Origin of the sequence: Octadecabacter arcticus 238, assembly GCF_000155735.2 — a bacterium.
Taxonomy (GTDB): Bacteria; Pseudomonadota; Alphaproteobacteria; order Rhodobacterales; family Rhodobacteraceae; genus Octadecabacter; species Octadecabacter arcticus.
This window is the reverse complement of sequence record NC_020908.1, coordinates 3,427,781-3,453,450: the sequence shown is the minus strand read 5'-3', so window position 1 is coordinate 3,453,450 and position 25,670 is coordinate 3,427,781. Positions and strand designations below refer to the sequence as shown.

Genomic DNA, 25,670 nt, shown 5'->3' with positions numbered 1-25,670 from the left:
CCCAGCCGTCAAGCCATGCTGACAGGTGCCACAGGCCTCAGCCTCATGTCGCTCCACAAAGTCAGGCGTTGCTGTCTGACGTAGGGTGTCGCCTCGGTGGCCAACTTAACCACCACTTTTCTTACCGGACTTACCACGCAGGCTACGCGGTACCGGCTTCTTCAACCCATCACTCGAAGGCGGCTTGCTGCTATTACTGCTGTTCTTGGCCAACTGACGCCGCAGATCCGCATTCTCTTGCGCCATGCTCGCCAACGCGGCTTCCAACTCGGCGATCCTGCGCAGAGCCGTGGCGAGGAGTTGTTCAAGAGCAGTAACTTGGTCCATTCCACCAATGATTTAGAGAAATCGTCACAGCGCCACGAAATTCAGACCACAACAGAAAATTCATGCGCCTAATGGCCAAGGAGACTCACATCAAAACTGACAAAAACCCGTTATCGGCTGGGGTGCTTGGGAGTTACCTTTTTTGAAGCGTTTTCTACCTTTTGCAGACGGGACACCGTCCCATGACCAACTTGGAAACATCTTTGCGGCCTTGGATGCCGAGGCGTTTCAGGCCTGTTTTATCGACTGGATGGCCTCCCTTAACAAGACGGTGACTGGAGTGGTCGCGATTGATGGGAAAACCTCTCGCCGCAGCCTGGATAAAGCTGGCGGCAAGGCCGCAATTCACATGATCTCGGCCTGGAGTTCGGAATGGAATCTGACGCTGGCGCAACGGCAGGTGGACGGCAAGTCCAACGAGATAACGGCCATACCAGAACTGTTGGAACTGCTCACCCCGAAGGGGGCTATTGTCACCATCGACGCTATGGGATGCCAACGCGAAATCGCCGCGAAGATCATCTCCAAAGAAGCAGACTACATCCTCGCTTTGAAGGGTAATCAGGGCAGCCTACGCAAGGACACAGAATTATTCATGACGGAACAGGCGGCCGTAGATTATGACGACACAACAGTCACTTACCACGAAACGGTAGAGAATTCTCATGGCCGTATCGAAACAAGGAGGGTCACAGTGTGCACGGATATTGACTGGCTTAAAGCGGACCACAATTGGCCCGGTTTGAAAAGCATCGTTATGGTCCAGTACCACGCCATCCTGCAGGATAAAACGCGCGCCGAAACCCGCTATTACATTTCATCAATGACATCAGATGCTGAACATCACGCCAAAGCCATCCGTGACCACTGGGGAATAGAAAACGGGCTGCATTGGGTCATGGACATGGTGTTTCGCGACGATGAATGCCGTATCCGAAAAGGCAATGCTCCAGCCAATTTTACGACCATAAAACACGCTGCAAGCAACATGCTGCGCTCCGTAAAGGGGAAGCATAGCCTGCGATCAAAGCGCCACATTGCATCATGGGATGATGATTTCCTCGCCGAAATAATTAACACCTAAATCTCATGCGATTCCCCTGTATCGCACAGGCTGTTACCTTTGCGATGCCCGGAATGCTTGTAAGAATCTCGGCGCGTGCAGCGAGATCTTTGTCTGCCGCAACGATGGCATCGATTGCCTCGGTAACTTGCGACAAGTCACGTTCGATCTGTTTCAGACGTCGTTTGATCTGCTGGGAAGGCAGGACGTGCGTCGTTGCGGCAAGTCGTGCCTTTGCTGCGGTCCGGTCCTTGATCAATGCCAGCCTGGCTGTTGCCAACTGTTTAAGATCATGAAGTGTTTCGCTTTTGGGTTGGTCTGCTCTCAATTCCAGAAGTGCGCCCATTTTGGCTAATAGCGCAGCGTCCACCCGGTCCGTTTTAGCCAGCCGGCCGTTCGCGATTAGTCTTGAACCGATGGCGACCAAATCGCTCACCTTCGCAGAACCGGCGGGCCTGACGCGGATTGACCCGTGCAAAGCTGATCCCGTGTTGAGCCAAGCCCGTTTCGATGCACCTGTGATAAATGCCTGTTGCTTCAAAAATGACGCGGGAAACTTCTGTTTTTCTCGCCCAAAATGCGAGTGCCTTAGCGCCAGCTTTGTCATCGCAAAACTGCCTGTGCTCTCGCGAGGACAACCAATAAGCGTCCAATGTGTCTTTCGAAATGTCGATCCCAATGGTATCTTCCATGGGTCTCTTCCTAACCTTGTCTTGTCATGCGGGCCCAAAGCCCAAGTATCCGTTCAGGTTTCAAAAAAAGACGGAGGTGACCTTACTCAGCGACGGTCCTCAACGACCAAGAGGGGAACGGTCCAACCTCCGCCGCTGCCTGGCATAAATGACGTGCTGCGCAGCTGTTCCAGCTTCGCATAAAAACTGCCAAAATCATAAGACAAGAGGGGGCATCTGTTCGGCCAAGAGCTTCTTCAGCTTATCGTTCTAGCCTTCCGAAGCCCGCAGCCGCTTTGCGCCAGACGGCTCCATGCCGTCATACTTCGATTTGTATTTGTAAAAAGTCGCCGAACTGATCCCGTTCCGCCGACATGAACTTCGTCCCTGTTGCCGGACATTGGGGTACTTTACCCCAGTCCGTGAAAGGGGCACCAAATGGGACAACATCGACGCAATTATACAGACGAGTATAAGGCATCCGCTTTTTTCGCGGCGCGGCCGGTGAAACCATGACGAACAAGCGTGCTTTCGTCACCGCCCATAAAGCTCAATACGCGGTTTCAATATTATGCCGTCTTCTAGAGATATCCCGGGGCTGGTTCTACGGGTTCCCAGCCAGTCAGCCTGCACGTGATCAGCGTCAAGCTAATCGCGACGCTCGGGATCAGGCGTTGCTTCCCAAGATAAAAACCTTCTTCAAGGCCAGTAAGAAATGTTATGGATCAAAGCGTATTCACCAAGACTTACCCCTCCGTGCCAATAAGCGTGAGACAATTGACTGGCTAAAGTTTACACTTGAGGGCGTAGGAGAACGAACCCATGGTTATGCCTTCACAATCACCACTTTCGCCAGATGCTGGATCTGGAGCCGTTTTGGCCCCGACGTCGCCTCCCCGCGTTGTTAATGCGCCGTTGGCTCCCACAGCGGAACTGACGAGCATCCCGAAGCGACGCAACTTCACAGCCAAATACAAACTGCGCATTCTGGATGAGACGGACCAAGTGGCAGACACTGGCGGGGTTTCCGCCATTCTACGGCGGGAGGGGCTTTATTCCTCTGCACTGACCGATTGGCGCCGTGCGCGGGCGGCCGGCACATTGGGTGCATTGCAGCCAATGCGCCGTGGCCCACAAAAGGCACCTGCCAATCCATTGCAAGCTGAGCTGGCCAAGGCCAACCGTGAGGTGACAGCCTTGCGGCGCCGTCTGGATCAGGCGGAAGCCATCATTGCCATCCAAAAAAAAGTGGCGGGACTTCTGGACGAGATGGAGCAGACGCAAGAGCGCAGCGGCAAATCATGATGGCCGTCGCGATTGCATTGCCCACCGGCAGCGGCTTGACCTCGGCTGTCTGCGCCGCGCTATCATTATCGCGCGCGAGCGTTCTTCGACAGCGTGCGGCGCTGACGGCACCACCACGCACACGCCCACCGCGCGCAGCGTCTTCGCGGGCTCTGCCGGAAAGGGAAAGAGACCAGGTATTGCACCACCTGCGCGAACCCCGCTTTGCGGATCAGACGCCCACAGAGGTCTTTGCCACCTTGCTGGATGAAGGCACCTATCTGTGTTCAATCCGCACGATGTATCGGATATTGGCCGCGCAGGGCGAAGTTGGCGAACGCCGCCGACAGCGCACACATCCCGTCTATCAAAAGCCTGAACTTCTAGCTGAAGCCCCCAATCAGGTCTGGTCTTGGGAGATCACCAAGCTGATGGGCCCGGTGAAATGGTCCTACTTCTATCTCTATGTCATCCTCGACATCTTCAGCCGCCGCGTTGTTGGCTGGCGCGTCGAGCACGCGGAGAGCGCCAGCCAGTTCAAAGAGCTGTTCATCGACGCGATGGAAAAACACGAGGTTACACGCGATCAGCTGACATTGCATGCAGATCGCGGTGGGCCCATGAAGGCAAAGACGACAGCCCTGATGCTGGTTGATCTTGGTGTGCTCAAGTCCCACAGTCGGCCCCACACCTCAAACGACAACCCGTTCTCCGAAGCCCACTTCAAAACACTGAAATATCAGCCAGAGTTCCCCAAGAACTTTGAAACCATCGAGCAGGCTCGCGCATTCTGCCGCAGGTTCTTTGCATGGTATAACCAAGACCATCATCACGCCGGGATTGGTCTGATGACGCCCGACCAAATCCATTTTGGGCAGGCCCAAGAAATCTACACCGCGCGACAAGCAACACTAGACGCGGCATTCCTCGCCACGCCCGAACGCTTCGTACACAAACCACCAAAACCGCCTCAAATCCCGACCGCCGTCTGGATCAACCCACCAAAGCCAACCGAAGAAACCTAAGCCTAAAGTCCAAAAGCCACTGTCTCAAAGTCGTTGACACGTTCCGTACTGGCGGATAGTGAGGTCGTCTCCGAGCGCCGTGTTGCGAGAATAATGAAGGAACACAAGGTGTCCCCGCTTCTTCGCAAGCGTAGAAAGCCAATCACAACGGACAGCAATCATAAGCTGAAGCCATCCCCAAACTTGTTGGAACAGAAATTCCACAGCCAGACGCCTAATGCCGTTTGGCTGGCGGATATCACCTATATCGACACGGACGAAGGCTGGCTTTATCTGGCTGGCGTGAAGGACATGGCTACGCGTGAGATCGTCGGTTGGGCGATGGAGGATCACATGCGTGCGGAGCTTTGCTGCGCCGCCCTCGAGATGGCTCTGGGACGCAGAGGCCCGGTTCCGGGATTGATACACCACTCCGATAGGGGCGGCCAATATGCTGGCGGGGACTATCGCAAGCTGATCAAAAAGGCGAAACTCACTCAATCCATGAGCCGCAAGGGCCAATGCCTCGACAATGCGCCGATGGAAAGCTTCTTTGCTTCATTGAAAAAGGAGATGGTTCACCAGCGGCGCTTTAGAACACACGCTGAGGCCAAGGCCGCCATCTTCGAATACATTGAGGTCTTCTACAACCGCCAGCGCCGTCATTCAGGCGTCGGCTACAAAACGCCAAAACAGGCTTTCGAAGATATGACTTGGAAAATGGCAGCATAGGGTCAATAAGCAAACTGTCCGGAAAACGGGACGAAGTTCACTTGGCAAACGTGCTGTCCTGCATGACATCGACGCGCCATTCTTGGGGGTGATCCGCGTCCCACGCCGCCGAATTCTTACCAAACCCTTACCAAATACTTTTGTACAAAACCGTCAAACCTGCTTTGTGTTGTGTACATAACAGTCAAAACTGCGATTTTCCGCGCGTCGTGGGTTTTTTGATCTGCTGACACATGGGTGTCAGTATGCCACCCTTTTCGCACTTGCCAGACGGACCCCAAAAGCGTCACTTAGCCAGATGCAAAATCGCGCTTACCTTTTCATTCTGATGACCCTGACAATCGACGCGATCGGCATTGGCATCGTGTTCCCGATCATGCCTGATCTGATGGAACGTGTGGGCGCGTCCGGCACTGGCGAGGGGGCGTTGTGGGGCGGCATCCTGATGGCGTCCTACGCGGGTGCTTTGTTTATCTTTGCGCCAATTATTGGAAGTCTTTCAGATGCTTACGGGCGCAAACCTGTGTTGCTTCTGGCTTTGGCTGTGCTGGCTGTGGACTATGTGATCATGGCGCTGGCAGGGGTCTTCTGGGTGCTATTGATTGGCCGCATTCTCGCGGGCGTTGCAGGGGCGACCTACACCACGGCGACGGCCTACATCGCAGACATTTCTACCCCGAAAGAACGCGCCGCGCGGTTTGGCATGGTGGGGGCTGCATTTGGCATCGGTTTCGTGCTTGGCCCCGCCATCGGGGGGATCGCCGCTGAATGGCACATCTCTGCGCCGTTCTGGATTGCTGCTGTGCTATCGGCGTCTAACGTGTTGTTTGGATTGTTTGTTTTGCCTGAAAGTCTTGCACCTGCCAAACGCCGTCGCTTCGGTCGGCGCGACCTCAACCCGTTCAATGCGATCATTGCTGCGTTCAAAATTCCAGGCCTCGCCATCCCGCTGATCTGCCTGTTCGTGTTTGAATTTGCCAATATGGTTTACCCGACGCTCTGGGCGTTTTTCACCCGCGAATTGTTTGATTGGTCAACGTTGCTGATCGGCATGTCACTGGCGGGGTACGGGATTTTGTTAGCCGGCGTCCAAGGCGGTTTGATGCCAGTCCTGATTACACGTTTCGGAGAGTTTCGCACCCTGCAGCTCGGCTTGATATCCGCACTGATCGGGTTCATCGGTTTTGGGCTGATTTCAACCGTGACGGGATTGATCATTGTCTTGGTGTTCGCGGCCCTCTCGGATTTATCGCCGCCGATGATGACGGCTATGGCGTCCAACATGGCAGACGAAAATCAACAGGGGTTGGTGCAGGGCGTGATCGCGTCGCTGGCCTCAATCGCCGCGTTCCTCGCGCCGTTGGTTGTAACTGGCGTGTTTGAGGTTTTTGTCGATGATAATGGCCTCTATTTGCCTGGCGCGCCGTTCTTGATGGGGGCGGTGATGCTTCTGCTGCTGATTCCGCTGATTATGCGATTGCGGGGCCACGCCCAATCTTAATCCTATCAAAATAAGGGCTTGCCATAACTTAGGCTTATTTCTTTCGCCTTTTACATCTATTGTAGTTGATGGATGGATATGGCCCCCGCGAGCTGACGGTAAAATATGAAAAGATTGCGAAATCATTTGATTGGGGTGGATCACGGAGATGTGGTCCTGTTTTCCGATTTCGAACATGACGGGGTCATGTGGACGGGCGACGGCGCACGCCAAATTCGTGCGCATATCGAATTTTCCGAAAGTTTCCGCGCAGCGCCAATCGTGCAGGTCAATTTGTCGATGTGGGACATCGCAAGCCAGACAAACGCCCGCGCTGACGTTCAAGCCGAAGATATCTCTGAGGACGGCTTTGTCATTGTGTTTCGGACTTGGGGCGACACCAAAATTGCCCGCGTTCGCGTTGCGTGGCAGGCGATCGGTGAATTGCGTCAGGCGGATGAGTGGGAATTGTACTAGGCGTTTCCCATATACAGACGGACTAAATTACAGGCCCGAATACATGCCTTCATAGATTGGTTGCAGAGTTTTGTGGTCAAACAGTGACGACACAGATGTCCCGTTCCACGTGTTCAAAATTGCCTGTGCAAAGATGGGTGCCGTCGGCACAATCCGAATATTTTCACATGCTTTCACAGCGGCTGTCGGCTGGATCGTGTCCGTAATGACGAGGTTTTTCATAACCGAGTTGCTGACCCGTTCGATTGCTGGGCCCGACAATACGCCGTGGGTGATATAGGAATGCACTTCTTTAGCGCCATGCTCCATTAATACTTCAGCCGCTTTGCACAGCGTGCCAGCGGTGTCGACGATGTCATCCACGATCAGGCAAGTGCGCCCCGTTACGTCACCAATAACTGTCATTTCAGCGACTTCACCCGGTTTTCCACGACGTTTGTCGACAATAGAAAGAGGTGCGCCAATGCGCTGAGCCAAATCACGGGCCCGTGACACACCGCCGACGTCAGGTGAAACGACCATCACATCATCCATCTGGCCTTTGAAGTTGTGCATCGCATCCAGCGCAAAAATCGGGCTGGCGTACAGGTTATCCACTGGAATGTCGAAAAAGCCTTGGATCTGTGTCGCGTGCAAATCAAGCGTCAGGATCCGTTCAATCCCAGATTCGACCAGCATGTTTGCGACAAGTTTGGCGGTGATCGGTGTGCGGGCCTTTGATCGACGGTCTTGGCGGGCGTAGCCGAAATAGGGAATTACAGCAGTGATACGTGACGCAGAAGAACGGCGCAGAGCATCCGAAATAATCAATAATTCCATTAGGTTGTCATTGGCAGGGTTCGATGTGGGCTGGATGATGAACATATCCTCGCCGCGCACGTTTTCGTAAACCTCAACGAAAATCTCACCGTCGTTGAACCGTTCGACGCGTGCGTCGACCAATCCAACGTTGATGCCACGGTGCATGGACATTCGTTTTGCGACGTCCTTGGCCAAAGGCATATTTGCGTTGCCGGAGATGAGCTTCGGTTCGATCAGGTTAGGCATGTGCAGCTGGTCCCAATGTAATAGAATCGCGGAAGTTGACACGGGGTAGCACGTCCGTAGGGTCGCTCCAACAAACGAGCGCGACTTTAGGAGAGCTAAATGCCACATATCGACTATTATTTTGCCACGATTTCCCCGTTCACCTATCTCAGTGGCACCCAGCTCGAATCGATTGCGCAAAAACATAGCGCGACGATCACATATAAGCCCGTCGACATCATGGGGCTCTTTGGCCGCACCGGCGGAATTCCCCCTAAAGATCGCCATCCGAACCGCCAAGAATATCGTCTGCAAGATATGCGTCGCCGCGCCATTGTTGCGGGCCTTCCGTTGAGTCTAAAACCAGCGTTCTGGCCGACCAACCTCGCACCGTCATCGTATGCAATCATTGCTGCGCAGGCTGCTGGCGGCGACGTGGGCAAACTGGTTAATGCGTTGACGCGCAGTTGCTGGGCAGATGAGAAAAACATCGCGGAAGACGACGTGATCCGCGCCTGTTTGCATGAGGCAGGATTTGATCCGGCATTGTCGGACAGCGGGCTGTTGAACGGGGCTGAAACCTATAGTGCCAACCTCGAAGAGGCCGTTGAAAAGGGCGTGTTCGGCGCGCCGTTCTTTATCACCGACACGGATGAGCGGTTCTGGGGCCAAGACCGCCTAGACGATCTGGATCGCCACCTTGCAGGTGATTTCTGATTGTTGCGCGACGTTGCAGGGCACATGGTGCCGTTGAACCATGTTGATGACGTAGCGTCAGTTCTTTAGTGCCGCGAGAAACGCATCCACGCCGTCAAAGCCAACGGACCAATCGCACACCAAACGGCCCATCACGGGTTCATCGTCGTCCCCGTCCAGTGTTCCCATGACGTAGTACTGCGCGCCCGCCGCCTGCACCTTTTTGTGCAAACAGCGCGGGGCATCAAAGAACATCAAGTTGGCTTCGGGTTCAAACGGGAACGTCACAACATTGGATTTGCGCAACCCGTCGGCCAAACGCTGGCCGGATGCGTTGGCCATGCCCGCCAGTTCATGCCAAAGATCGCCCTCAAGATAGGCTTCCATCTGTGCGGACAGGTAGCGGTGTTTTGACGCCAGATGTGCACCGCGTTTGCGGCGCAATTCAAATTCCCAAGCATGACTGGGGTCGAAAAAGACAACGGCTTCAACGCCCATCAGCCCATTCTTTGTGCAGCCAAAACAGACACAATCAATGCCAGCTTTCCAAGTCATTTCCGCAGGCGTGCAGCCCAGCGTGATGATGGCATTGGCAAAACGTGCCCCGTCCAGATGGGTCGCGACGCCAAATTCTTTTGCAACGGCTGTGAGGGCTTCCAGCTCAGAAATCGTATAAACTGTCCCTTTTTCAGTGATTTGCGTGATCGACACGGGGCCACGTTGCGGCCCGTGGACGCCGCGGTTTTCTTCTGCTGCCATTGCCGCGCGCAAGGTCGCGGGCGTCATCTTTGCGTTTTCGTCTGCCACCATCGTTAGTTTTGCACCGCTGTAAAATTCGGGCGCGTTACATTCGTCTTCGTTGATATGAGACAGCTTGGTGCAGAAAATCGTTTCCCAAGGCTGCGTCAACGTTGCCAAAGCGATCGAGTTTGCGGCTGTGCCTGTGGAGACCAGATAAACTGCCGCCTCCGGTGCCTCAAACAGATCGCGCACCATGGCGCGGACGCGGTCCATTTCGGGATCCGCACCATAGCCAAATCGATAGCCTTCGTTGGCGCGCATCATGGCGTCCATCACTTTTGGATGGGCAGGGCCGGAGTTGTCGGAGGCGAAAAACATTTAGAGTGGCTCCTCAATGATGTGATCTTCCCATTCGTCGTCTGGGATGCTTGCCTCACTCACCGTGAGGCCTTGGACAGACACGCCCGCGTCATGCACGGATTGCGCATTCCCCGACACCAGCGGATGCCAGTGAAACAGATTCTTTCCCTCAAAGACAAGGCGATAGGCGCAAGTTTGTGGCAACCAATACATGTTATCTTCGATGGTTTTCGGTGTGAGCACGATACATTCGGGGACGTAATTGTGCCGCTTGGGGTAAAGGCTGCACTGACACGTCGAATCGTCAAGCAATTTGCACGCGACTCGGGTCATGACGACGTCGCCGGTGTCTTCGTCCTCAAGTTTATTCAGGCAGCATTTACCACAGCCATCGCACAGCGCTTCCCACTCAGGCTTGGTCATTTTTGACAGTGGAACATGGGACCAGAATTCGGCCCGAACGTCGCTGCGATCAATCGGATCAGACATTGGATAGGATCCCCCGTGCGCGGACGCAATCGGCGTCCATTTGGGTGATCAGTGCCTCTAGCCCGTCAAATTTTTCTTCACCGCGCAGGTAGTCGACCAAGGCCACGCTGAGCTGCGTGCCGTATAGATCGCCTGAGAAATCAAACAGATAGGTTTCGCAGTTGGGCACATTCACCCCAAACATCGGGCGCACGCCGATGGAGGCTGCACCATTGTAGCTGCCTTTATGCGGACCTTCGAGCACGTCAACTTTCACGGCATAGACACCGAATTTTGGCGGATGCAGGCCGTCGATAGACATGTTGGCCGTGGGATACCCCAGGTCACGCCCGCGCTGCTCACCCGTGATAACCGGCCCGTCGATGCGGTGCCAATGGCCGAGCATTTCAGCCGCGATGCGCGGGGATCCATCGGCAAGGGCTTTGCGGATTGCAGTGGAGGACACATCGCCCGCGGCCGTCGCGAGCATCGGTGCGATGGTGACACCGAACCCCATTGCAGCCCCAAAGGCTTGCAAACTGGTGGCATTGCCAGCGCGATCTTTGCCAAAACAAAAGTCAGAACCAACGACAACATGGGTCAATCCAAGGCGATCAACGATGATGGTTTGCGCAAATTCTTCTGGCGTCAATGCGGCGAGCGCGTCGTTGAATGGCACCTCGTACAAACGCGAAACCCCCAATTTTTCAAGGCGATTGGCCTTGGATGCCGCGTTCATCAAACGGAACGGCGGGGCGACCTGATCCGACATTTGGGCAAAGTAGTCGCGCGGATGTGGTTCGAACGTCAGGATGCCCAAGGGCGCGCCGTTCGCGACGCTGCGGGTCAGGTCGATAACGGCTTGATGGCCCAGATGAACACCGTCAAAATTGCCGATGGCCGCCGCCGCGCCACGGTCGTTTTGTGCAATGAAATCTGGGTCACGTATGATGTGCATGGGCTTGCGTAGCCCGCCCGCGCGCAAGGTTCAAGCCAGCCCTGTTATCAGTCGAATTTACGCCACGGCGCCATAACGATCGCTTCGCCCTTGAGAACCTTTTTACCGTCAATTTCGCAATAGGTTTCCATGGTGACACGGCGTTTTGCGATGTCCATATCGGTGACTTTTACAATCGCCTCAACCATGTCGCCCGGGCGGACGGGGGCCAAGAATTTAAGGGTTTGACCAAGATAGACGGTGCCATGACCGGGCAGTTGTTCGCCAATCACGGCCGAGATCAGACCCGCCGTCAGCATGCCGTGGGCGATGCGACCCTCAAAGATGGTGTCGCGGGCGTAATCATCATCCAGATGGACCGGGTTATGATCGGTCGAGATTTCAGCAAACAGTTCGATGTCGCGGTCCGTGATGACTTTGCGCAACGACCGCGTCATGCCGATTTCGATGTCTTCAATGCAGATGGTTCCGCGGGGGGCATTGTCGAGCATGTTCTCATCCATCAGGTAATAAAAATTCTTCTAAGTTACATAGCTTGTAATTTTATTACTTTGCGGATGCAGCATAAGTCAAGACATTCTTAACCTATCGCAGAAAGCCGATTGAATGGGTTGGTGTCACTTTTTCTGTTTCGATATAAATACTTAATGCCGTTTCGTCCGGCTGTGTCACGGTCTTGGTTTCCGCTGCTGCCAAACCGCCGGTGATGAACAGACTGTCGATGTCTTCTTGTTGCGCGCCGAGGATGTCGGTGCGAATCCCGTCCCCTATGGCGATAATACGCGGGTCGGACATCGAATCCGTTAACGCAGCGTACCGTCGGCGGGCGAGGTCGTAGATCGGCGGATGCGGCTTGCCGAAATACAGGCTCTCACCGCCCATTTCAGTATACAGCGCGGCCAATGCGCCGGCGCACCATTCACGGCTTTCGCCGCGATCTACGATGATGTCGGGATTGGCGCAGAGCAGTTTCAGACCCTTGGTTTTGGCATACAGAAATTCGGGCCGGTTCACGTCGAGGTCGGCTTGGGTATCAAAAGGGCCGCAGCACACAATTCCGTCGGCTTGATCCAACGGGACTTTTTGGATGTCCACTGGATTATCAATAATATTCAACGGTTTAAAGAAATCGTCGTCGCGTGGTGTTTCCCCCATGAACCAGATTTTCGAGCCGACAAATCCGCGAAACATTGCGGCGCGCGCGCTGTCGCCACTGGTCGCGATGGCATCCCAGCAGGGCGCCATTCCCATGTCCAAAAGCTGTTGTGCAACACTGTCCCACGGACGCGGGGAATTGGTGACCAACACCACTTTACCGCCACGTTCGCGGTAACTTTGCATCGCGTCAACCGACGCCTGAAACGGCGTGATACCGTTGTGCATGCAGCCCCAAAGGTCCACAAAAGCGACGTCATATTGATTGGAAATGTCAGCGAAGGTGTTAACGATTGAGGGCATGGGTTTACCTATTCTTAAGTGTCACATCGCAGGCACAAGCTGTGCACACCGCGTACACACCCTGTACATACCGCAGCCGCAGAAAAAAAGGGCGCCGGATCAGATGATCGGCGCCCTTTTAACGATTTTCTAACGATCAGACCTTAAGTGAAGGAATGATCTGTTTCTTACGGCTCATTACGCCGGGCAGGACGACGTTGTCGCCGGACACGACCACGCCAAAGGATTTTTCCGCGACGGTCTTGGTCAGATCATTGGGGATCAGCATGGTTGCCTGTTCGTTTAGGATATCGACCACAAAGAGGAGGACTTGATCTACGCCATCTTCTGACGCCACGGTCGTCATTGTGTCCATGATCGACGCTTTGCGGTCCAACACGATTTCAGGTGCGGTGGTTTCCAAAACCGAAACGCGGAATTTGGTGCCGTCTACGGTGAATTCTTTGCTGTCCATGCGCAGCAGCTCGGCGTCCGAAAACGCAGAGACGTCGGATTTAGCTGCGAACATTTCAGCCGAGTAATCTGCGATTGCAAGGTTCAGTTGTGCGGCCAACGCCACTGCCAAATCGCGGTCGGTGTCTGTCGTCGTCGGGGAGCGGAACGCGAGGGTGTCCGACAAGATACACGACAGCATCAGGCCTTTGATGTTGTCGGGCATGTGGGCGGCGTGCTCACCCATCAGGGAATACAACAAGGTTGCGGTGCAGGCGAGCGGGCGGATCGTGATGTCGATCGGGCCTTTGGTTTCCAGACCGCCGACCAGTTTGTGGTGGTCAATAATCGCGGTGATGTCTGCGTTGTTGATATTGGCGGGCAATTCGGCAGGGTTGTTGGTGTCCACGATAACGCAAGGCTGGTCGTCAGCAACGTCTGAGATAATGTCAGGCTGCACAAAGCCCCAACGCTTTGCAACAAACACGGCTTCGGTGTTCGGGGTGCCAAGCAGTTTGGCCGCGGCGTCGATGCCCGTGTGGTTGAGGAACCATGTCCAAATTAGTGCGGAACCAAGGGAATCAGTGTCGGGGGCCTTGTGGCCAAAAACGAATGTGGTCATGTCAAAACGCCTCTCAGGGGGTGTATTTGGACAGGTTATAAACGCAGGTTTGCGCCTTGTCACCATCTGCAAACGTATCGCGCTTATGTGGTTTAAAGGGGGTCACAGCCCCAGTTGTGCGCGCTTTTTCTTGGTGAGGGACGCGACGGCATCGCGTGCGAATGGATGATGTGGGTCTTGAGTTCGCTGCTCGGCAGGCCGGGATCGCGGGTGTCTTGCAGCCATTTCATGCCGCGCGATGCAAAATACGGCGCAGGGCGTATGCCGCCCATGTCGGGCAGCACCTCGAAAGCAATGGGCGAGGCTTTGAACGTCACTGCAGGTTTGCCGCCATACCAGCCGCAGACCGCGAACAATTTGCCACCAACTTTCCAGACATCGGAATTGCCCCATTGAACAACGTGGGTCGCGAACGGCAGGGTCGCGCAAAAGGCGTTGATGTCACCGCGGGTCAACATGTCGGTCATGGTGCCAGTTTGCTGGCTTGGATAGGCCGTGTAAATGTTGTTATCCTGCGCGTCATGAGCAAACCGCGCGAAGCAGATCTATACGGCCCCGTGAAAGCGCATCTGACGCGGCAGGGTTACGCCGTTAAGGGGGAGGTCGGGGCGGCGGATGTTGTGGGGCGGCGTGGCGATGATGTGGTGGTGGTCGAGCTGAAGCTGGGGTTTTCGCTGGCGTTGTTTCATCAAGGAATTGAACGGCTTGCGGTGACAGATGAAGTCTATGTCGCGGTGCCTGCGGGCGGCAAGGATAAGGCGTTGCGATCCAACGTGAAGCTGGCGCGCCGGTTGGGGCTGGGCGTGTTGACGGTGCGTCTGCGCGACGGATTTGTCGAGGCGCTGGCCGATCCGGGGCCCTATGCGGCGCGCAAGTTAAAGAAGAAGAAAAAGGCGTTGCTGCGGGCATTTGATCGCCTTGAAGGTGATCCGAACGAGGGCGGTGCCACGCGCCACGGCATCGTCACCGGCTATCGCCAAGACGCGCTGAAATGTGCGCGGTTTTTGGCGGTGCATGGCGCGAGTAAAGGCGCGAAGGTTGCCGAATGGACCGAGGTTCCGGGTGCGACGCGGATCATGGCGGACGATCATTACAAGTGGTTCACCCGCGTTGAGCGTGGCGTTTATGGGCTTACGGCGGCGGGCAAGGCTGGTCTGGCTGATTGGGGTGACGTTTAGGCCACGATTAGCGGGGGGTGATGGTCCAGCCGTTGTCGCCAAGCAGGCTTAAAACGCCCTGATCGCCGATCAAATGCGCCGCACCGAAGGCGATGAATATCTGGTCATGGGACTCTACCGCGGCCTCAATCACCGGAACCCACGCGCGATTGCGGTTGTTGAGCAGGGTTTCTTCAAGTTCGGCCGTTTGCGTGTCAAACACCGCCGCGTCCATGTTTGGCATATGTTCTGTCAGGTAGCTGCTGATGTGCCAGCCATACGCGGTTTCCTCGGCAAAATATGACTCGACGAGCGAGGTGATCAGGGCGTCCTGAATGTCAGGATCAATGACGCTGTAGCGCAGCGCATCAATCTGTTCGTTAAACGTGCCTGATGACAGCAGCTGAAACGTGTCTTGCCACGGTTCAAGCGCCATCACGCGGACGTCTAGGGCGGCTGCGTCTTCCATCAACAATCCGTCCAGTCCCAATTCGCCAGCCATCATCTAGGTCATCGCGCAGGGCGCAATTGCCAATGTCATCGACAAAAACCACGGCTGCATCTTCGCGGCGATAAAGCCGGGCACGCCGCGTAAGGCTGCGGCGTCGCGGATCTGCGCCCATGTTTCAGGGTCCAATCGGTCTGGCAGGGTGGGGCCGTCGCTGATTGTCATCATATCGGGGTTTTGCGCCATATAAACCTGCATGGCGTTTTGGTCTTCCAGCGTGGCTTCGACCAACAATATGTCGGCGCGTTCCAAGTGCGGCGCGGCGCGCGTGCGCAGGTTGGCGTGGCGTGGATCGGCCAGATGCATCGTGCCGATGATCGACAGTTCAACGCCGTCTTTTTGCGCCGACCAATAGAGGCCCTGCCCGTAAGGTGTGACAGCAGCGACGTCGTCAAGGGGCGGCACGATCGGCAGGGGTCATCAGTGTTTCGATTTCGCCCGCGTTGCACAGAGCATGGGCCAGTGACGGCAAAATCAGGGACGGTAGGGTCAGGGCGGCGAGTGCAAAAAGGCGGATCATTAAAAACTCCTGATGTGATGCGGGCAATCTAGGGTGACTGCCGCAGCTGGGCAAGTTAATGCGAGGATGCAGGTGCGCGGGTTTGACGGTGGGGGTTTGACGGCGCGGCGTCGCCGCCGCGTTCGCGACCCTGTAAAAATCCACCGATTGGAGTGTTGACAGGTCCGGTTGGGGTCCTTAACTAACCTTTGCTAGCACTCGCATGGTGTGAGTGCTAATGGTCCCGAACAGGTTTATTCTGTGGAGGGCAAAGAATTGAAATCTATAAGCAAGGAGCTATTCACATGGCTTTCAAACCGCTTCACGACCGCGTTCTGGTGCGTCGCACCGAAGGCGAAGAAAAGACCGCTGGCGGCCTTATCATTCCAGATGCAGCTAAAGAAAAGCCTGCTGAGGGCGAAGTTATTGCATGTGGCGAAGGCCTGCGCAAAGACAACGGCGAGCTGGTCGAAATGGGCGTAAAGTCGGGCGACAAAGTGTTGTTTGGCAAATGGTCCGGTACAGAAATCACCCTCGACGGTGAAGAGCTGCTGATCATGAAAGAAAGCGACATCATGGGTATCCTGTCCTAATCGGACCGATCCATATTCGCAAATTCACAAAAATTCAAAGGAGCTAAATCATGGCTGCTAAAGACGTAAAATTCGGGACCGACGCCCGCAATCGCATGCTCAAGGGTGTCAACACTCTTGCAGACGCGGTTAAAGTCACGCTTGGCCCAAAGGGTCGTAACGTTGTGCTGGAAAAATCTTTCGGCGCACCACGGATCACCAAAGACGGTGTGTCTGTCGCCAAAGAGATCGAACTTGAAGACAAGTTCGAGAACATGGGCGCGCAGATGGTTAAAGAAGTTGCGAGTCGCACGAACGACGAAGCAGGCGACGGTACAACAACTGCGACAGTTCTGGCCGCTGCAATCATCCGCGAAGGCATGAAATCTGTCGCCGCTGGCATGAACCCAATGGATCTGAAGCGCGGTATCGACCTCGCGACTGCCAAAGTTGTTGAAGCCATCAAGGCTGCAGCACGTGACGTGTCCGACAGCGACGAAGTCGCGCAGGTTGGCACGATTTCTGCGAACGGTGAGGCCGAAATCGGTCGCCAGATTGCTGACGCAATGCAAAAAGTCGGCAATGAGGGTGTCATCACCGTTGAAGAGAACAAAGGCCTCGACACTGAGACTGATGTTGTTGAAGGCATGCAGTTCGACCGCGGCTACCTGTCACCTTACTTTGTCACCAACCCTGACAAAATGACGGTTGAGCTGGAAGATGCGGTTATCCTGTTGCACGAAAAGAAGCTGTCTTCGCTTCAGCCAATGGTTCCGCTGCTTGAATCAGTGATCCAGTCCGGCAAGCCACTTTTGATCATCTCGGAAGACGTTGAGGGCGAGGCCCTTGCGACACTCGTTGTGAACAAACTGCGTGGCGGTCTGAAAATTGCAGCTGTTAAGGCACCTGGTTTCGGCGATCGCCGTAAAGCCATGTTGCAGGACATCGCAATTTTGACCGGTGGTCAGGTGATTTCCGAAGACCTCGGCATGAAGCTTGAGAATGTCACAATCGACATGCTGGGTTCCGCCAAGCGCGTTGCGATCACCAAAGATGAAACAACAATCATCGATGGCGCAGGCGCAAAAGCTGAAATCGAAGCACGTGTTGTTCAGATCCGTAACCAGATCGAAGAAACAACATCCGATTACGACAAAGAGAAGCTGCAAGAACGTGTTGCCAAACTGGCAGGCGGCGTTGCTGTTATCCGCGTCGGCGGCATGTCCGAAGTCGAAGTGAAAGAGCGTAAAGACCGCGTCGACGACGCACTGAACGCGACACGCGCCGCGGTGCAAGAAGGTATCGTTGTTGGTGGTGGTGTTGCACTTGTGCAGGCCGGCAAAGCGCTTGATGGTCTGAAGGGTGCGAACTCTGATCAGGACGTCGGTATCACGATCGTACGTAAGTCGCTTGAAGCGCCTTTGCGTCAGATCGCCGAAAACTCCGGTGTTGACGGGTCCGTCGTTGCGGGCAAAATCCGCGAAAGCAATGACAAGACGTTCGGCTTTAACGCGCAGACCGAAGAATATGGCGACATGTTCAAGTTCGGCGTGATCGACCCCGCCAAAGTTGTGCGCACATCGTTGCAGTATGCGGCATCGGTTGCTGGTCTGTTGATCACGACAGAAGCCATGGTTGCTGACAAGCCTGCCAAAGAAGGCGCTGGCGGCGGCGGCGGCATGCCCGACATGGGCGGCATGGGCGGCATGATGTAAGTCACTCTTTCCGCAAGGAAAAGTGACTGCGCAAGCACATCGGCAGTTGTTTCGTAGAAACAATGAGAGATGTGACCCGCGTGTCCCAAAAAAGAAGGGCGCCCCAAACGGGGCGCCCTTTTTGCGGTCACGGCAAGATAGGTTCGAGCGGATCATAGACCAGCGCGCCGGTGTCGCCCCAAGCCGCACCAGCCAGTGATTTTGGCCGCACAGTCAGCGCCGCCAATTCATTGCGCGATACCCATCGCCGGTGCGTCACGATCTTTTCGGGGTCTTGCCACGCAGGGTCCAATGTTCCGGCCATCAGGGTGCAGCGAAAGAACATTTCGACTTGGTGGAAGGTGCCATTCGGGTCGTGAAATTCGTTCACAAGACATGGCGCGCCGACATCGACCGTCAGCCCAGTTTCCTCAAATACTTCGCGGGCGAGGTTTTCTGGCAGGCTTTGGTGCGGTTCCGCCCCGCCCCCAGGTGCGCACCACAAATCGTCGCGGCCTTTGAAGGCGTTCACCAACAAGAGCTTGTCGTCGTGCAAAATGATGGCGCGCGCTGCCAGTCTGACGAAGGAGGAGCGTGTTTTCATAGGCGCACACTGGCCTGTAGCGAAAAGTCAGGCAAGCCAGACCTTACCAATTCGTGTAGATCGCCTATGTAGGGCGTATGAAACAGATTTTTATCGCATTTGGGCTGATGATGGCGCCGATTTCGGCGGCGGCGGGAGACTGCATTGTGTTGCTGCACGGTTTGGCGCGCACAGAGGCGTCGTTTTTGGCGCTGCAAGAACTGCTAGAGTTGGACGGCTACATGGTCGTCAACAACGGGTACCCGTCAACCAGTGCGGACATTCAGACCTTGGTGGCAGAAAACGTGCCGCATGCGGTCGCGGCTTGCGGCCACCGGCGGGTGCATTTCGTGACCCATTCTATGGGCGGCATTTTGGTGCGGGTCTACTTGGCTGATGAACGCCCCGAATTGATGGGTCGTGTCGTGATGATGGGGCCGCCGAATGATGGATCGCAACTGGTTGATATTCTTGGGAATTTGGAACCGTTTGAATGGCTCAATGGCCCTGCTGGTATGGAATTGAGCACCGATGAAACCCAGCAAGACGGTGCGCCGCTGAGCCTGCCGTGGCAGGGATTTGATTTGGGGATCATCGCGGGGGATCGGTCGTTGAATGCGTATTATTCAAGCCTGATTGAGGGACCGGATGACGGAAAAGTGAGTGTCGCATCGACGCGGCTGGACGGAATGACGGATCATATGACCTTGCCGGTGACCCATACGTTCATGATGAACAACCCGTTGGTGATGCGTCAGGCGATGGCATTTTTGCAGGACGGTCGATTTGACCCTGACCTGACGTTGAGCGGTGTGATGCTGGGGTTGCAATAAACGATTGATGGTGTCTTGCGCAAGCAGGGGGAGGGGCGCTGCCCCCGACGCTTTGCGCCTCCCCCGGGATATTTTTGAAGCAAAGACGGGTTTAGGCAGATGACCCGGTCACAGTGTTTATGTGACCCATTTTGCGCCCCGGTTTTGCATCGGCTTTGCCGTAAAGGTGGATCGCGATGTTGGTTTTGGCAATGTCCGCAATTCGGTTCACTTCGTCGCCGATCAGGTTTTCCATAATGACGTTTGAATGGCGCGAGCCGTCGCCCAAGGGCCACCCTGCAATGGCGCGGATGTGTTGTTCAAACTGATCGATGGCGCAGCCCGCTTGGGTCCAGTGGCCGGAATTGTGCACCCGCGGCGCGATTTCATTGACTATGAGCCCGATTGGCGTGACGAACAGTTCAACCCCCATGGTGCCGACGTAATCCAACGCATTCAGTATATTAGCGGTCAGCAGCACGGCGTCTGTCCGCTGCGAGTGGGTGAGTTTGGCGGGAACGGTTGTGGTGTGCAAGATCCCGTCGCGATGCACGTTTTCACCTGGGTCAAAGCACGAGATTGCGCCATCGGCGCTGCGGGTTCCGATGACCGAGACTTCGACAGAGAAGTTGATAAAGCCTTCAAGAACGGCGGGTGCGCCCGCCATGTCTGTCATCGCTTGCGCTGCGTCATCAGGTGACATCAGGCGCGATTGGCCCTTGCCGTCATACCCCATGCGGCGGGTTTTCAGGATTGCGGGCGTGCCGATTTGATCAATCGCTTGTTCAAGGTCTTCGCTTGTTTGAACTGCCGCGTATGGCGCGGTTTGCAGACCGATGCGGGTCAGGAAATTCTTTTCGGTAAAGCGGTCTTGCGATGTGGCGAGTGCGGCGCGGTTCGGGTGGATCGGTGTGATCTCCTCGATGATATCAAGCGCGTCGGTCGGGATGTTTTCAAATTCAAACGTGATGACATCGCAGGCATTGGCGAATTCAGTCAGCGCGTCGGTGTCGGAATAGTCTGCCATGTAGTGGAAATTTGCCACATGAGACGCGGGGCAGTCGCCTTGTGGCTCAAAGATGCAGGTTTTGAAGCCGAGACGCGAAGCGGCAACAGAGAGCATGCGCCCTAACTGGCCACCGCCGAGGATGCCAATTGTCGCGCCGGTTTTCAGCATTTGATTTTGGGGATCAGTCATTGGTTGGTTCATCCGGAATTGAGGCGGACAAGGCGTCGCGCCATGCGTCAAGGCGCTGGGCGAGGTCGGCGTCTTGTAAGGCGAGAATTGCGGCGGCCATCAGGGCGGCGTTGGCAGCACCAGCGGCCCCGATTGCCATGGTCGCAACGGGGAAGCCCTTGGGCATTTGCACGATAGAATACAGGCTGTCGACGCCGGACAAGGCCTTGGTTTGCACCGGCACGCCGATCACCGGAATACGGGTTTTTGACGCCATCATGCCGGGCAAATGTGCGGCACCACCAGCGCCAGCGATGATGACTTGCAAGCCGCGCGGTGCGGCGTCTTTGCCGTAGGACCACAGTCGGTCGGGGGTGCGATGGGCTGAGACGATCTTCGCCTCATAGGTCACGCCCAATTCATCTAGAATCGTGGCCGCTTCGCGCATGGTGGGCCAGTCGGACTGGCTGCCCATAATAATGCCGACGGATGGTGTCATATCTGCGCCTTTCATCGTGAGGGGGCTTTATAGCGTGGCGACAGCGGGGTGCAATCAGGCCGTGATATCCGGAACAATCCAGTCTTCGAGAACGGCGATCCGGTCTTTCAGGGATAATTTTTGCTTTTTGAGGCGCTTTATCGTCAACATGTCGGCCTTGCCCGTGTCCTGAAGCGCGTGGATCGCATCATCCAGATCACGGTGTTCTTGGCGAAATACACCAAGCTGGATGCGCAAGACATCAAGCTGTTCCATGCGCGCGCTGCTGTTCATTCTGAATCCGATCTTATTGTTGTGACGAGTGCCCCAGAGACCAGAACGTAAGCGCAAACTCACATTTTACAAAGGGAAACCGCTCAGTGCGGACTTGCAAGCCAATCAAATGATCCCCATATTTTATTTGTGGTCGCCAAAACGGGGCCAGATGGCAGACTGTCGCTTGAATTAAGGACGTGTCGTATGACAAAATTGACCTTGGGAACGCATCCGTTCCTACTTGGCTTTGAAGAGTTGGAGAGGCTGGTCGAGCGGACCGCCAAATCCGGCAATGATGGCTATCCACCCTATAATATTGAACAATCATCCGCCACGTCCTACCGTATCACGCTGGCCGTCGCGGGGTTTGCGGACGACGAATTGGCCATCACCGTTGAAGACAACCAGCTGGTGATCCGCGGCCGTCAAAGTGATGACAGCGACGGGCGTGTGTTCCTGCATCGCGGCATTGCGGCGCGGCAATTTCAACGCTCATTCGTGTTGGCCGAAGGGGTCGATGTCGGTGAGGCGATTACGGAAAACGGGCTGCTGCACGTGGATCTGACCCGATCAGTTCCGGATTCAGTGGTTCAAACGATTAACATCAGGAAGGGCTAAGTCATGGATACCAAATTCGATTTTTCAAAATTGGGCGAAAACAAGGGCGACCGTGTCGTCTATGTGAAATCCGTTGATGTGTCGGGTTTGTCCGATGATCTGCGTGAAGCGGCTGGAAATCGCGAACAATTGTTTGCGGTGCATGACAGCAACGGTCAGCAATTGGCGTTGGTGGCGGATCGCGAAATGGCGTTCACGCTGGCGCGCCGAAACGATATGCTTCCCGTTACGGTCCACTAGTATTTGAATTTGTAGGGCTATTTGCGGCGAAGGCCGGTCAGCCAAAGGACGTCGTATGCCCCATCGCAAACCATTCAAATTCGCCGGAGATGTCATCGAGGGAGGCACACGCCGCACGGTCGATGTGCCCGTTTCAACCCTGTCAGATCACACGCCTGTTAGTTTGAGGGTCCATGTGATCCACGGAAAACGTGCGGGCCCGACAGTCTTTGTAAGTGCCGCCGTGCACGGTGATGAGGTCATGGGCGTGGAAATTGTGCGTCGCATGTTGCAATCAGACCTGCTCGAAAATCTGCGGGGAACGTTGATGGTGGTGCCGATTGTGAACGCATTCGGGTTTCACAACCGGTCACGATATTTGCCGGATCGCCGTGATCTGAACCGGTCCTTTCCGGGGGCGAGCGAGGGATCTTTGGCGTCGCGATTGGCGGCGATATTTCTTGGCAAAGTGGTAAAGCGCTGCGATCTCGGGATTGATCTGCATTCGGCGGCCATTCATCGCACCAACCTGCCGCAAATGCGCATCAGCACCGACAATCCGCGTACGCTAGAACTGGCCGAGGCGTTTGGCGCACCGGTTATCTTGGCGTCACCCCTGCGCGAGGGCAGCCTGCGTGCGACCGCGAAAGAGGTGGGCGTTGATGTATTGCTCTACGAGGCGGGTGAGGGGCTGCGATTTGACGAAATGGCAGCGCGTGCGGGGGTTGCGGGTATCCTGCGGGTGTTGCGCAGTATGAACATGTTGCCTGCAAAAGGCATCGCCAAGGCGCGGGCCAAACCGCTGTATTGTGAATCGAGCAAGTGGCTGCGCGCGCCAGCGGGCGGGTTGTTGCGGACCTATCGCGGTGATGGTGATGTGGTTGCACAAGGCGATGTCTTGGCGTCAATTTCTGACCCGTTCGGCGAGGTCGAGGTTGATTTACTGGCCCCGTCTGCGGGAATCATCATTGGCCGCGCGGTGATGCCTGTCGTGAACGAAGGCGACGCGGTTTTTCATTTGGCCCAGGTGGTTCATGATGATCCTGCGGGGGCGGTCGAGGATTTGGCGTCGCAGTTAGAGACGTCGCCGTTGTTTGATGAGGACGAAATAATCTAAATTGTTTTGGTTGGTGGACGGGATTTGCGATGCAAATCCCGTCCACCAACCGAAGACGCCTAAGGCTTAGTCGGCTGCGATAAGTCCCATGCTTTCAAGCTTCAAAATCACCTGATGCGCACAGTTGTCGACGTCAATGTTCTCTGTCTGCACGCTCAACTCAGGGGTCTTCGGCACATCGTAGGGGTCTGAAATGCCAGTGAATTCCTTGATCTTGCCTTCGCGGGCGAGCTTGTAGAAACCTTTACGATCACGCTTTTCGCATTCCTCAATAGATGTGGCGACGTGGATTTCGATGAAGGCACCAAAGGCTTCGACGTCTTCGCGCACGGCGCGACGGGTCACGGCGTAGGGCGCGATGGGGGCGCAAATTGCGATGCCGCCGTTTTTGGTGATCTCGGACGCAACATAGCCAATGCGACGGATGTTCAGGTCGCGGTGTTCCTTGCTGAAGCCAAGCTCGGAAGACAGGTTCTTGCGAACGATATCGCCATCAAGCAACGTAACCGGACGGCCACCCATTTCCATCAGCTTAACCATTAAGGCGTTCGCAATGGTGGATTTGCCGGAGCCGGAAAAGCCAGTGAAGAAGACGGTGAAACCCTGCTTGGCCCGTGGTGGTTTCGTGCGGCGCAGTTCTTTGACGACTTCGGGGAAGGAAAACCATTCGGGGATTTCCAGACCTTCGGACAAACGGCGGCGCAGTTCGGTGCCGGATATGTTGAGGATCGTGACGTTTTCTTTGTCTTTGATCTCGTCCATCGCCTCATATTGTGCGCGCTCTGCGACCCAAACCATGTGTTTGAAATCGACCATTTCGATGCCCATTTCTTCTTGATGCTCGCGAAACAGGTCCTGTGCTTCGTATGGGCCGTAGAAATCTTCGCCTTTGGAATTGTTGCCTGGTCCGGCGTGGTCACGACCGACGATGAAGTGCGTGCAGCCGTGGTTTTTGCGGATCAGACCATGCCAAACCGCTTCGCGTGGACCTGCCATGCGCATAGCCAAGTTCAGAAGCGACATCGATGTTGTGGACGCGGGGTATTGGTTAAGGACCGCCTCATAGCAGCGCACGCGGGTGAAGTGGTCGACATCACCGGGTTTGGTGAGGCCCACGACAGGGTGGATCAACAGGTTGGCCTGAGCTTCTTTTGCGGCGCGGAATGTCAGTTCCTGGTGTGCGCGGTGCAGAGGGTTGCGTGTTTGGAACGCGACCACTTTGCGCCAGCCCATTTTGCGGAAGAATGCGCGCAGTTCGTTGGGTGTGTTGCGTTTGCCGCGGAAATCGTAATGCACAGGCTGCTGGATGCCAGTGACCGGGCCACCAAGATAGATTTTGCCCGCTTGATTGTGCAGGTAGTTCACCGCCGGGTGCGCATCGTCGTCGGCACCAAAGACCTTTTCGGCCTCGTGCGCTTTGTTCGGCTCCCATTTGTCGGTCACGGTCATCGTAGCAAGAATCACGCCTTCTTGGTCGCGCAGGGCGATGTCTTGGCCGACTTCGATTGTGTCTGCTTCTGCCTCAGAGACGTCCAGATTGATCGGAATTGGCCAAAGCGTGCCGTCGGCCATGCGCATATTGTCGACAACCCCGTTGTAGTCTTCTTGCGTTAAGAAACCCTTAAGCGGGTTGAAGCCGCCATTCATAAGCAGCTCGAGATCGCAGATCTGGCGCGCAGTGAGATCGTGGCTGGTGAGTTCAGCCGCTTCTGCTTTGAGTTTCTGGGCGCTGTCGTACGAAACAAAGAGTTCCGGGATGGGAGCAAGGTTCGTTTGCATTAATTTAGTCCTACTTTTTAAAGGGTTGAGACCGGTTGATGTGCCAGTAAGTTCGGCGTGAAGCGCGTCGTATTCAGCGAATTTACGCGCTAGAAACTGTTCGGTGAGCCGGTTCTTTTCGGCGCCACCACGAGACGTGATCGCATAGGCAAAGCGCGCGCGCTTATCAGGGCCGTCGCGGTCAGAGACATTAACGAGGCCGGTGTCTGTGGCCGCACGTAGCAATGCATTAAGCCGACCCAATGACACACCAATCGCCGTTGCCATGACGCGCTGCGAGGCATCTGGAGCGACATCGAGTTGGCGCAGCAGACGAAACATCTGGTCCTCTTGCTCGCCTTTCGACTTCGTGGGTGTGATTTTAGCGGGCGACATGGCCATG

General features: G+C 55.5%; 30 protein-coding genes and 3 pseudogenes. 14 read left to right on the top strand and 19 right to left on the bottom strand.

What is annotated here, in order from left to right; all coding sequences use genetic code 11:
- Positions 1-105: 105 nt before the first annotated feature.
- Complete coding sequence (locus OA238_RS34005; RefSeq protein WP_015495645.1) at positions 106-327, bottom strand: DUF6444 domain-containing protein; 222 nt, start codon at positions 325-327, stop codon at positions 106-108.
- Positions 328-457: 130 nt separating this feature from the next.
- Here OA238_RS34005 and OA238_RS17890 point away from each other — a divergent pair.
- Positions 458-1,411 (top strand): annotated as a pseudogene (locus OA238_RS17890) (ISAs1 family transposase); the annotation flags it as partial.
- Here the strand turns inward: OA238_RS17890 and OA238_RS35160 are convergent.
- The 3 genes and pseudogenes from OA238_RS35160 to OA238_RS35150 all read right to left on the bottom strand — a co-directional run.
- Complete coding sequence (locus OA238_RS35160) at positions 1,401-1,736, bottom strand: hypothetical protein (RefSeq protein WP_420806500.1); 336 nt, start codon at positions 1,734-1,736, stop codon at positions 1,401-1,403. The pseudogene OA238_RS17890 and the gene OA238_RS35160 overlap by 11 nt on opposite strands.
- A 34-nt stretch (positions 1,737-1,770) precedes the next feature.
- Positions 1,771-2,082 carry an IS110 family transposase gene (locus tag OA238_RS35155; RefSeq protein WP_420806465.1) on the bottom strand — a complete coding sequence of 104 codons (312 nt, stop codon included), beginning with the start codon at positions 2,080-2,082 and terminating at the stop codon, positions 1,771-1,773.
- A 252-nt stretch (positions 2,083-2,334) separates the two neighbouring features.
- Positions 2,335-2,511: pseudogene (locus tag OA238_RS35150) on the bottom strand (transposase); the annotation flags it as partial.
- Between the two features lie 62 nt (positions 2,512-2,573).
- Here OA238_RS35150 and OA238_RS34000 point away from each other — a divergent pair.
- The 5 genes from OA238_RS34000 (at position 2,574) to OA238_RS17860 (ending at position 7,038) form a co-directional block, all read left to right on the top strand.
- Positions 2,574-2,969 carry a hypothetical protein gene (locus OA238_RS34000; RefSeq protein WP_245581343.1) on the top strand — a complete coding sequence of 132 codons (396 nt, stop codon included), beginning with the start codon at positions 2,574-2,576 and terminating at the stop codon, positions 2,967-2,969.
- Positions 2,884-4,370 (top strand): IS3 family transposase gene (locus OA238_RS17875; RefSeq protein WP_085982768.1). Its coding sequence is split into 2 segments (ribosomal slippage): positions 2,884-3,334 and positions 3,334-4,370, totalling 1,488 coding nucleotides; the frame shifts between segments, so codons are not numbered across the junction. Before OA238_RS34000 ends, OA238_RS17875 begins: the two co-directional genes overlap by 86 nt.
- 93 nt (positions 4,371-4,463) lie before the next feature.
- Positions 4,464-5,081 carry an IS3 family transposase gene (locus tag OA238_RS17870; RefSeq protein ID WP_051076447.1) on the top strand — a complete coding sequence of 206 codons (618 nt, stop codon included), beginning with the start codon at positions 4,464-4,466 and terminating at the stop codon, positions 5,079-5,081.
- A 298-nt stretch (positions 5,082-5,379) separates the two neighbouring features.
- The gene (locus OA238_RS17865) at positions 5,380-6,582 is read left to right on the top strand and encodes a tetracycline resistance MFS efflux pump (RefSeq protein WP_015496262.1); all 1,203 of its coding nucleotides are present in this window, start codon (positions 5,380-5,382) and stop codon (positions 6,580-6,582) included.
- Between the two features lie 105 nt (positions 6,583-6,687).
- Positions 6,688-7,038 (top strand): H-type lectin domain-containing protein, encoded by a 351-nt coding sequence (locus OA238_RS17860; RefSeq protein ID WP_015496261.1) that lies wholly within the window; start codon positions 6,688-6,690, stop codon positions 7,036-7,038.
- A gap of 27 nt (positions 7,039-7,065) precedes the next feature.
- Here the strand turns inward: OA238_RS17860 and OA238_RS17855 are convergent, their stop codons facing one another.
- The gene (locus tag OA238_RS17855; RefSeq protein ID WP_015496260.1) at positions 7,066-8,085 is read right to left on the bottom strand and encodes a ribose-phosphate pyrophosphokinase; all 1,020 of its coding nucleotides are present in this window, start codon (positions 8,083-8,085) and stop codon (positions 7,066-7,068) included.
- Between the two features lie 99 nt (positions 8,086-8,184).
- Between OA238_RS17855 and OA238_RS17850 the strand changes: the two genes are divergently transcribed.
- Positions 8,185-8,781, top strand: coding sequence for a 2-hydroxychromene-2-carboxylate isomerase (locus OA238_RS17850; RefSeq protein WP_015496259.1), 597 nt, complete (start codon positions 8,185-8,187; stop codon positions 8,779-8,781).
- 57 nt (positions 8,782-8,838) lie between these two features.
- Here the strand turns inward: OA238_RS17850 and OA238_RS17845 are convergent, their stop codons facing one another.
- The 7 genes from OA238_RS17845 to OA238_RS17815 all read right to left on the bottom strand — a co-directional run bounded on the left by OA238_RS17845 (position 8,839) and on the right by OA238_RS17815 (position 14,266).
- Complete coding sequence (locus OA238_RS17845; protein ID WP_015496258.1) at positions 8,839-9,879, bottom strand: threonine aldolase family protein; 1,041 nt, start codon at positions 9,877-9,879, stop codon at positions 8,839-8,841.
- Positions 9,880-10,350, bottom strand: coding sequence for a YcgN family cysteine cluster protein (locus tag OA238_RS17840; RefSeq protein WP_015496257.1), 471 nt, complete (start codon positions 10,348-10,350; stop codon positions 9,880-9,882).
- The gene (locus OA238_RS17835; RefSeq protein ID WP_044037116.1) at positions 10,343-11,287 is read right to left on the bottom strand and encodes a bifunctional riboflavin kinase/FAD synthetase; all 945 of its coding nucleotides are present in this window, start codon (positions 11,285-11,287) and stop codon (positions 10,343-10,345) included. Before OA238_RS17835 ends, OA238_RS17840 begins: the two co-directional genes overlap by 8 nt.
- Before the next feature lie 47 nt (positions 11,288-11,334).
- Entirely contained in the window at positions 11,335-11,778 is a 444-nt protein-coding gene (locus OA238_RS17830; RefSeq protein WP_044038481.1) for a MaoC family dehydratase, read from the bottom strand.
- 94 nt (positions 11,779-11,872) lie between these two features.
- Positions 11,873-12,745, bottom strand: coding sequence for a TIGR01459 family HAD-type hydrolase (locus OA238_RS17825; RefSeq protein WP_015496254.1), 873 nt, complete (start codon positions 12,743-12,745; stop codon positions 11,873-11,875).
- Between the two features lie 136 nt (positions 12,746-12,881).
- Entirely contained in the window at positions 12,882-13,799 is a 918-nt protein-coding gene (locus OA238_RS17820; protein ID WP_015496253.1) for a manganese-dependent inorganic pyrophosphatase, read from the bottom strand.
- A gap of 92 nt (positions 13,800-13,891) precedes the next feature.
- A complete protein-coding gene (locus OA238_RS17815) occupies positions 13,892-14,266 on the bottom strand; it encodes an MmcQ/YjbR family DNA-binding protein (RefSeq protein WP_338042798.1) in 375 nt (124 codons plus the stop codon).
- Positions 14,267-14,320: 54 nt separating this feature from the next.
- Here OA238_RS17815 and OA238_RS17810 point away from each other — a divergent pair, with 54 nt between their 5' ends.
- On the top strand, positions 14,321-14,977 hold the full coding sequence (locus OA238_RS17810; protein ID WP_044037114.1) for a DUF2161 domain-containing phosphodiesterase: 657 nt from the start codon (positions 14,321-14,323) through the stop codon (positions 14,975-14,977).
- A 7-nt stretch (positions 14,978-14,984) separates the two neighbouring features.
- Here the strand turns inward: OA238_RS17810 and OA238_RS33995 are convergent.
- Together OA238_RS33995 and OA238_RS34560 are read right to left on the bottom strand one after the other, a co-directional pair.
- Positions 14,985-15,869, bottom strand: a pseudogene (locus tag OA238_RS33995) (TraB/GumN family protein).
- On the bottom strand, positions 15,856-15,984 hold the full coding sequence (locus OA238_RS34560) for a hypothetical protein (RefSeq protein WP_275450471.1): 129 nt from the start codon (positions 15,982-15,984) through the stop codon (positions 15,856-15,858). Before OA238_RS34560 ends, OA238_RS33995 begins: the two are co-directional and overlap by 14 nt.
- A gap of 284 nt (positions 15,985-16,268) precedes the next feature.
- On the opposite strand from OA238_RS34560, the gene OA238_RS17800 reads away from it, so the two are divergent.
- Both OA238_RS17800 and groL read left to right on the top strand, forming a co-directional pair.
- Positions 16,269-16,556, top strand: coding sequence for a co-chaperone GroES (locus OA238_RS17800; RefSeq protein WP_015496251.1), 288 nt, complete (start codon positions 16,269-16,271; stop codon positions 16,554-16,556).
- A 50-nt stretch (positions 16,557-16,606) separates the two neighbouring features.
- Positions 16,607-18,250 carry a chaperonin GroEL gene (gene groL, locus OA238_RS17795; RefSeq protein WP_015496250.1) on the top strand — a complete coding sequence of 548 codons (1,644 nt, stop codon included), beginning with the start codon at positions 16,607-16,609 and terminating at the stop codon, positions 18,248-18,250.
- A 127-nt stretch (positions 18,251-18,377) separates the two neighbouring features.
- Here groL and OA238_RS17790 read toward each other — a convergent pair whose 3' ends face one another.
- Positions 18,378-18,833 carry an NUDIX domain-containing protein gene (locus tag OA238_RS17790; RefSeq protein WP_015496249.1) on the bottom strand — a complete coding sequence of 152 codons (456 nt, stop codon included), beginning with the start codon at positions 18,831-18,833 and terminating at the stop codon, positions 18,378-18,380.
- Positions 18,834-18,910: 77 nt separating this feature from the next.
- Between OA238_RS17790 and OA238_RS17785 the strand changes: the two genes are divergently transcribed.
- Complete coding sequence (locus tag OA238_RS17785; RefSeq protein WP_015496248.1) at positions 18,911-19,645, top strand: esterase/lipase family protein; 735 nt, start codon at positions 18,911-18,913, stop codon at positions 19,643-19,645.
- Between the two features lie 91 nt (positions 19,646-19,736).
- Here OA238_RS17785 and OA238_RS17780 read toward each other — a convergent pair whose 3' ends face one another.
- Genes OA238_RS17780 through OA238_RS17770 form a run of 3 tightly spaced genes read right to left on the bottom strand, consistent with a single transcriptional unit; the run spans position 19,737 to position 21,573 of the window.
- A complete protein-coding gene (locus OA238_RS17780) occupies positions 19,737-20,822 on the bottom strand; it encodes a 5-(carboxyamino)imidazole ribonucleotide synthase (RefSeq protein WP_044037112.1) in 1,086 nt (361 codons plus the stop codon).
- Positions 20,815-21,300: a 5-(carboxyamino)imidazole ribonucleotide mutase gene (purE, locus tag OA238_RS17775; RefSeq protein WP_044038478.1), complete on the bottom strand. Its 486-nt coding sequence runs from the start codon at positions 21,298-21,300 to the stop codon at positions 20,815-20,817. Before purE ends, OA238_RS17780 begins: the two co-directional genes overlap by 8 nt.
- A gap of 54 nt (positions 21,301-21,354) precedes the next feature.
- The gene (locus OA238_RS17770; RefSeq protein WP_044037110.1) at positions 21,355-21,573 is read right to left on the bottom strand and encodes a YdcH family protein; all 219 of its coding nucleotides are present in this window, start codon (positions 21,571-21,573) and stop codon (positions 21,355-21,357) included.
- 186 nt (positions 21,574-21,759) lie between these two features.
- Between OA238_RS17770 and OA238_RS17765 the strand changes: the two genes are divergently transcribed.
- Genes OA238_RS17765 through OA238_RS17755 form a run of 3 tightly spaced genes read left to right on the top strand, consistent with a single transcriptional unit; the run spans position 21,760 to position 23,509 of the window.
- Positions 21,760-22,173 (top strand): Hsp20 family protein, encoded by a 414-nt coding sequence (locus OA238_RS17765; RefSeq protein ID WP_015496245.1) that lies wholly within the window; start codon positions 21,760-21,762, stop codon positions 22,171-22,173.
- A 3-nt stretch (positions 22,174-22,176) separates the two neighbouring features.
- Positions 22,177-22,413 carry a DUF1150 family protein gene (locus OA238_RS17760; protein ID WP_015496244.1) on the top strand — a complete coding sequence of 79 codons (237 nt, stop codon included), beginning with the start codon at positions 22,177-22,179 and terminating at the stop codon, positions 22,411-22,413.
- A 55-nt stretch (positions 22,414-22,468) separates the two neighbouring features.
- Complete coding sequence (locus OA238_RS17755; RefSeq protein ID WP_015496243.1) at positions 22,469-23,509, top strand: succinylglutamate desuccinylase/aspartoacylase family protein; 1,041 nt, start codon at positions 22,469-22,471, stop codon at positions 23,507-23,509.
- Between the two features lie 66 nt (positions 23,510-23,575).
- On the opposite strand, the gene OA238_RS17750 is transcribed toward OA238_RS17755, so the two are convergent.
- Positions 23,576-25,609, bottom strand: a complete 2,034-nt coding sequence (locus tag OA238_RS17750; protein ID WP_015496242.1) for a bifunctional sulfate adenylyltransferase/adenylylsulfate kinase — start codon at positions 25,607-25,609, stop codon at positions 23,576-23,578.
- Positions 25,610-25,670 lie beyond the last annotated feature (61 nt).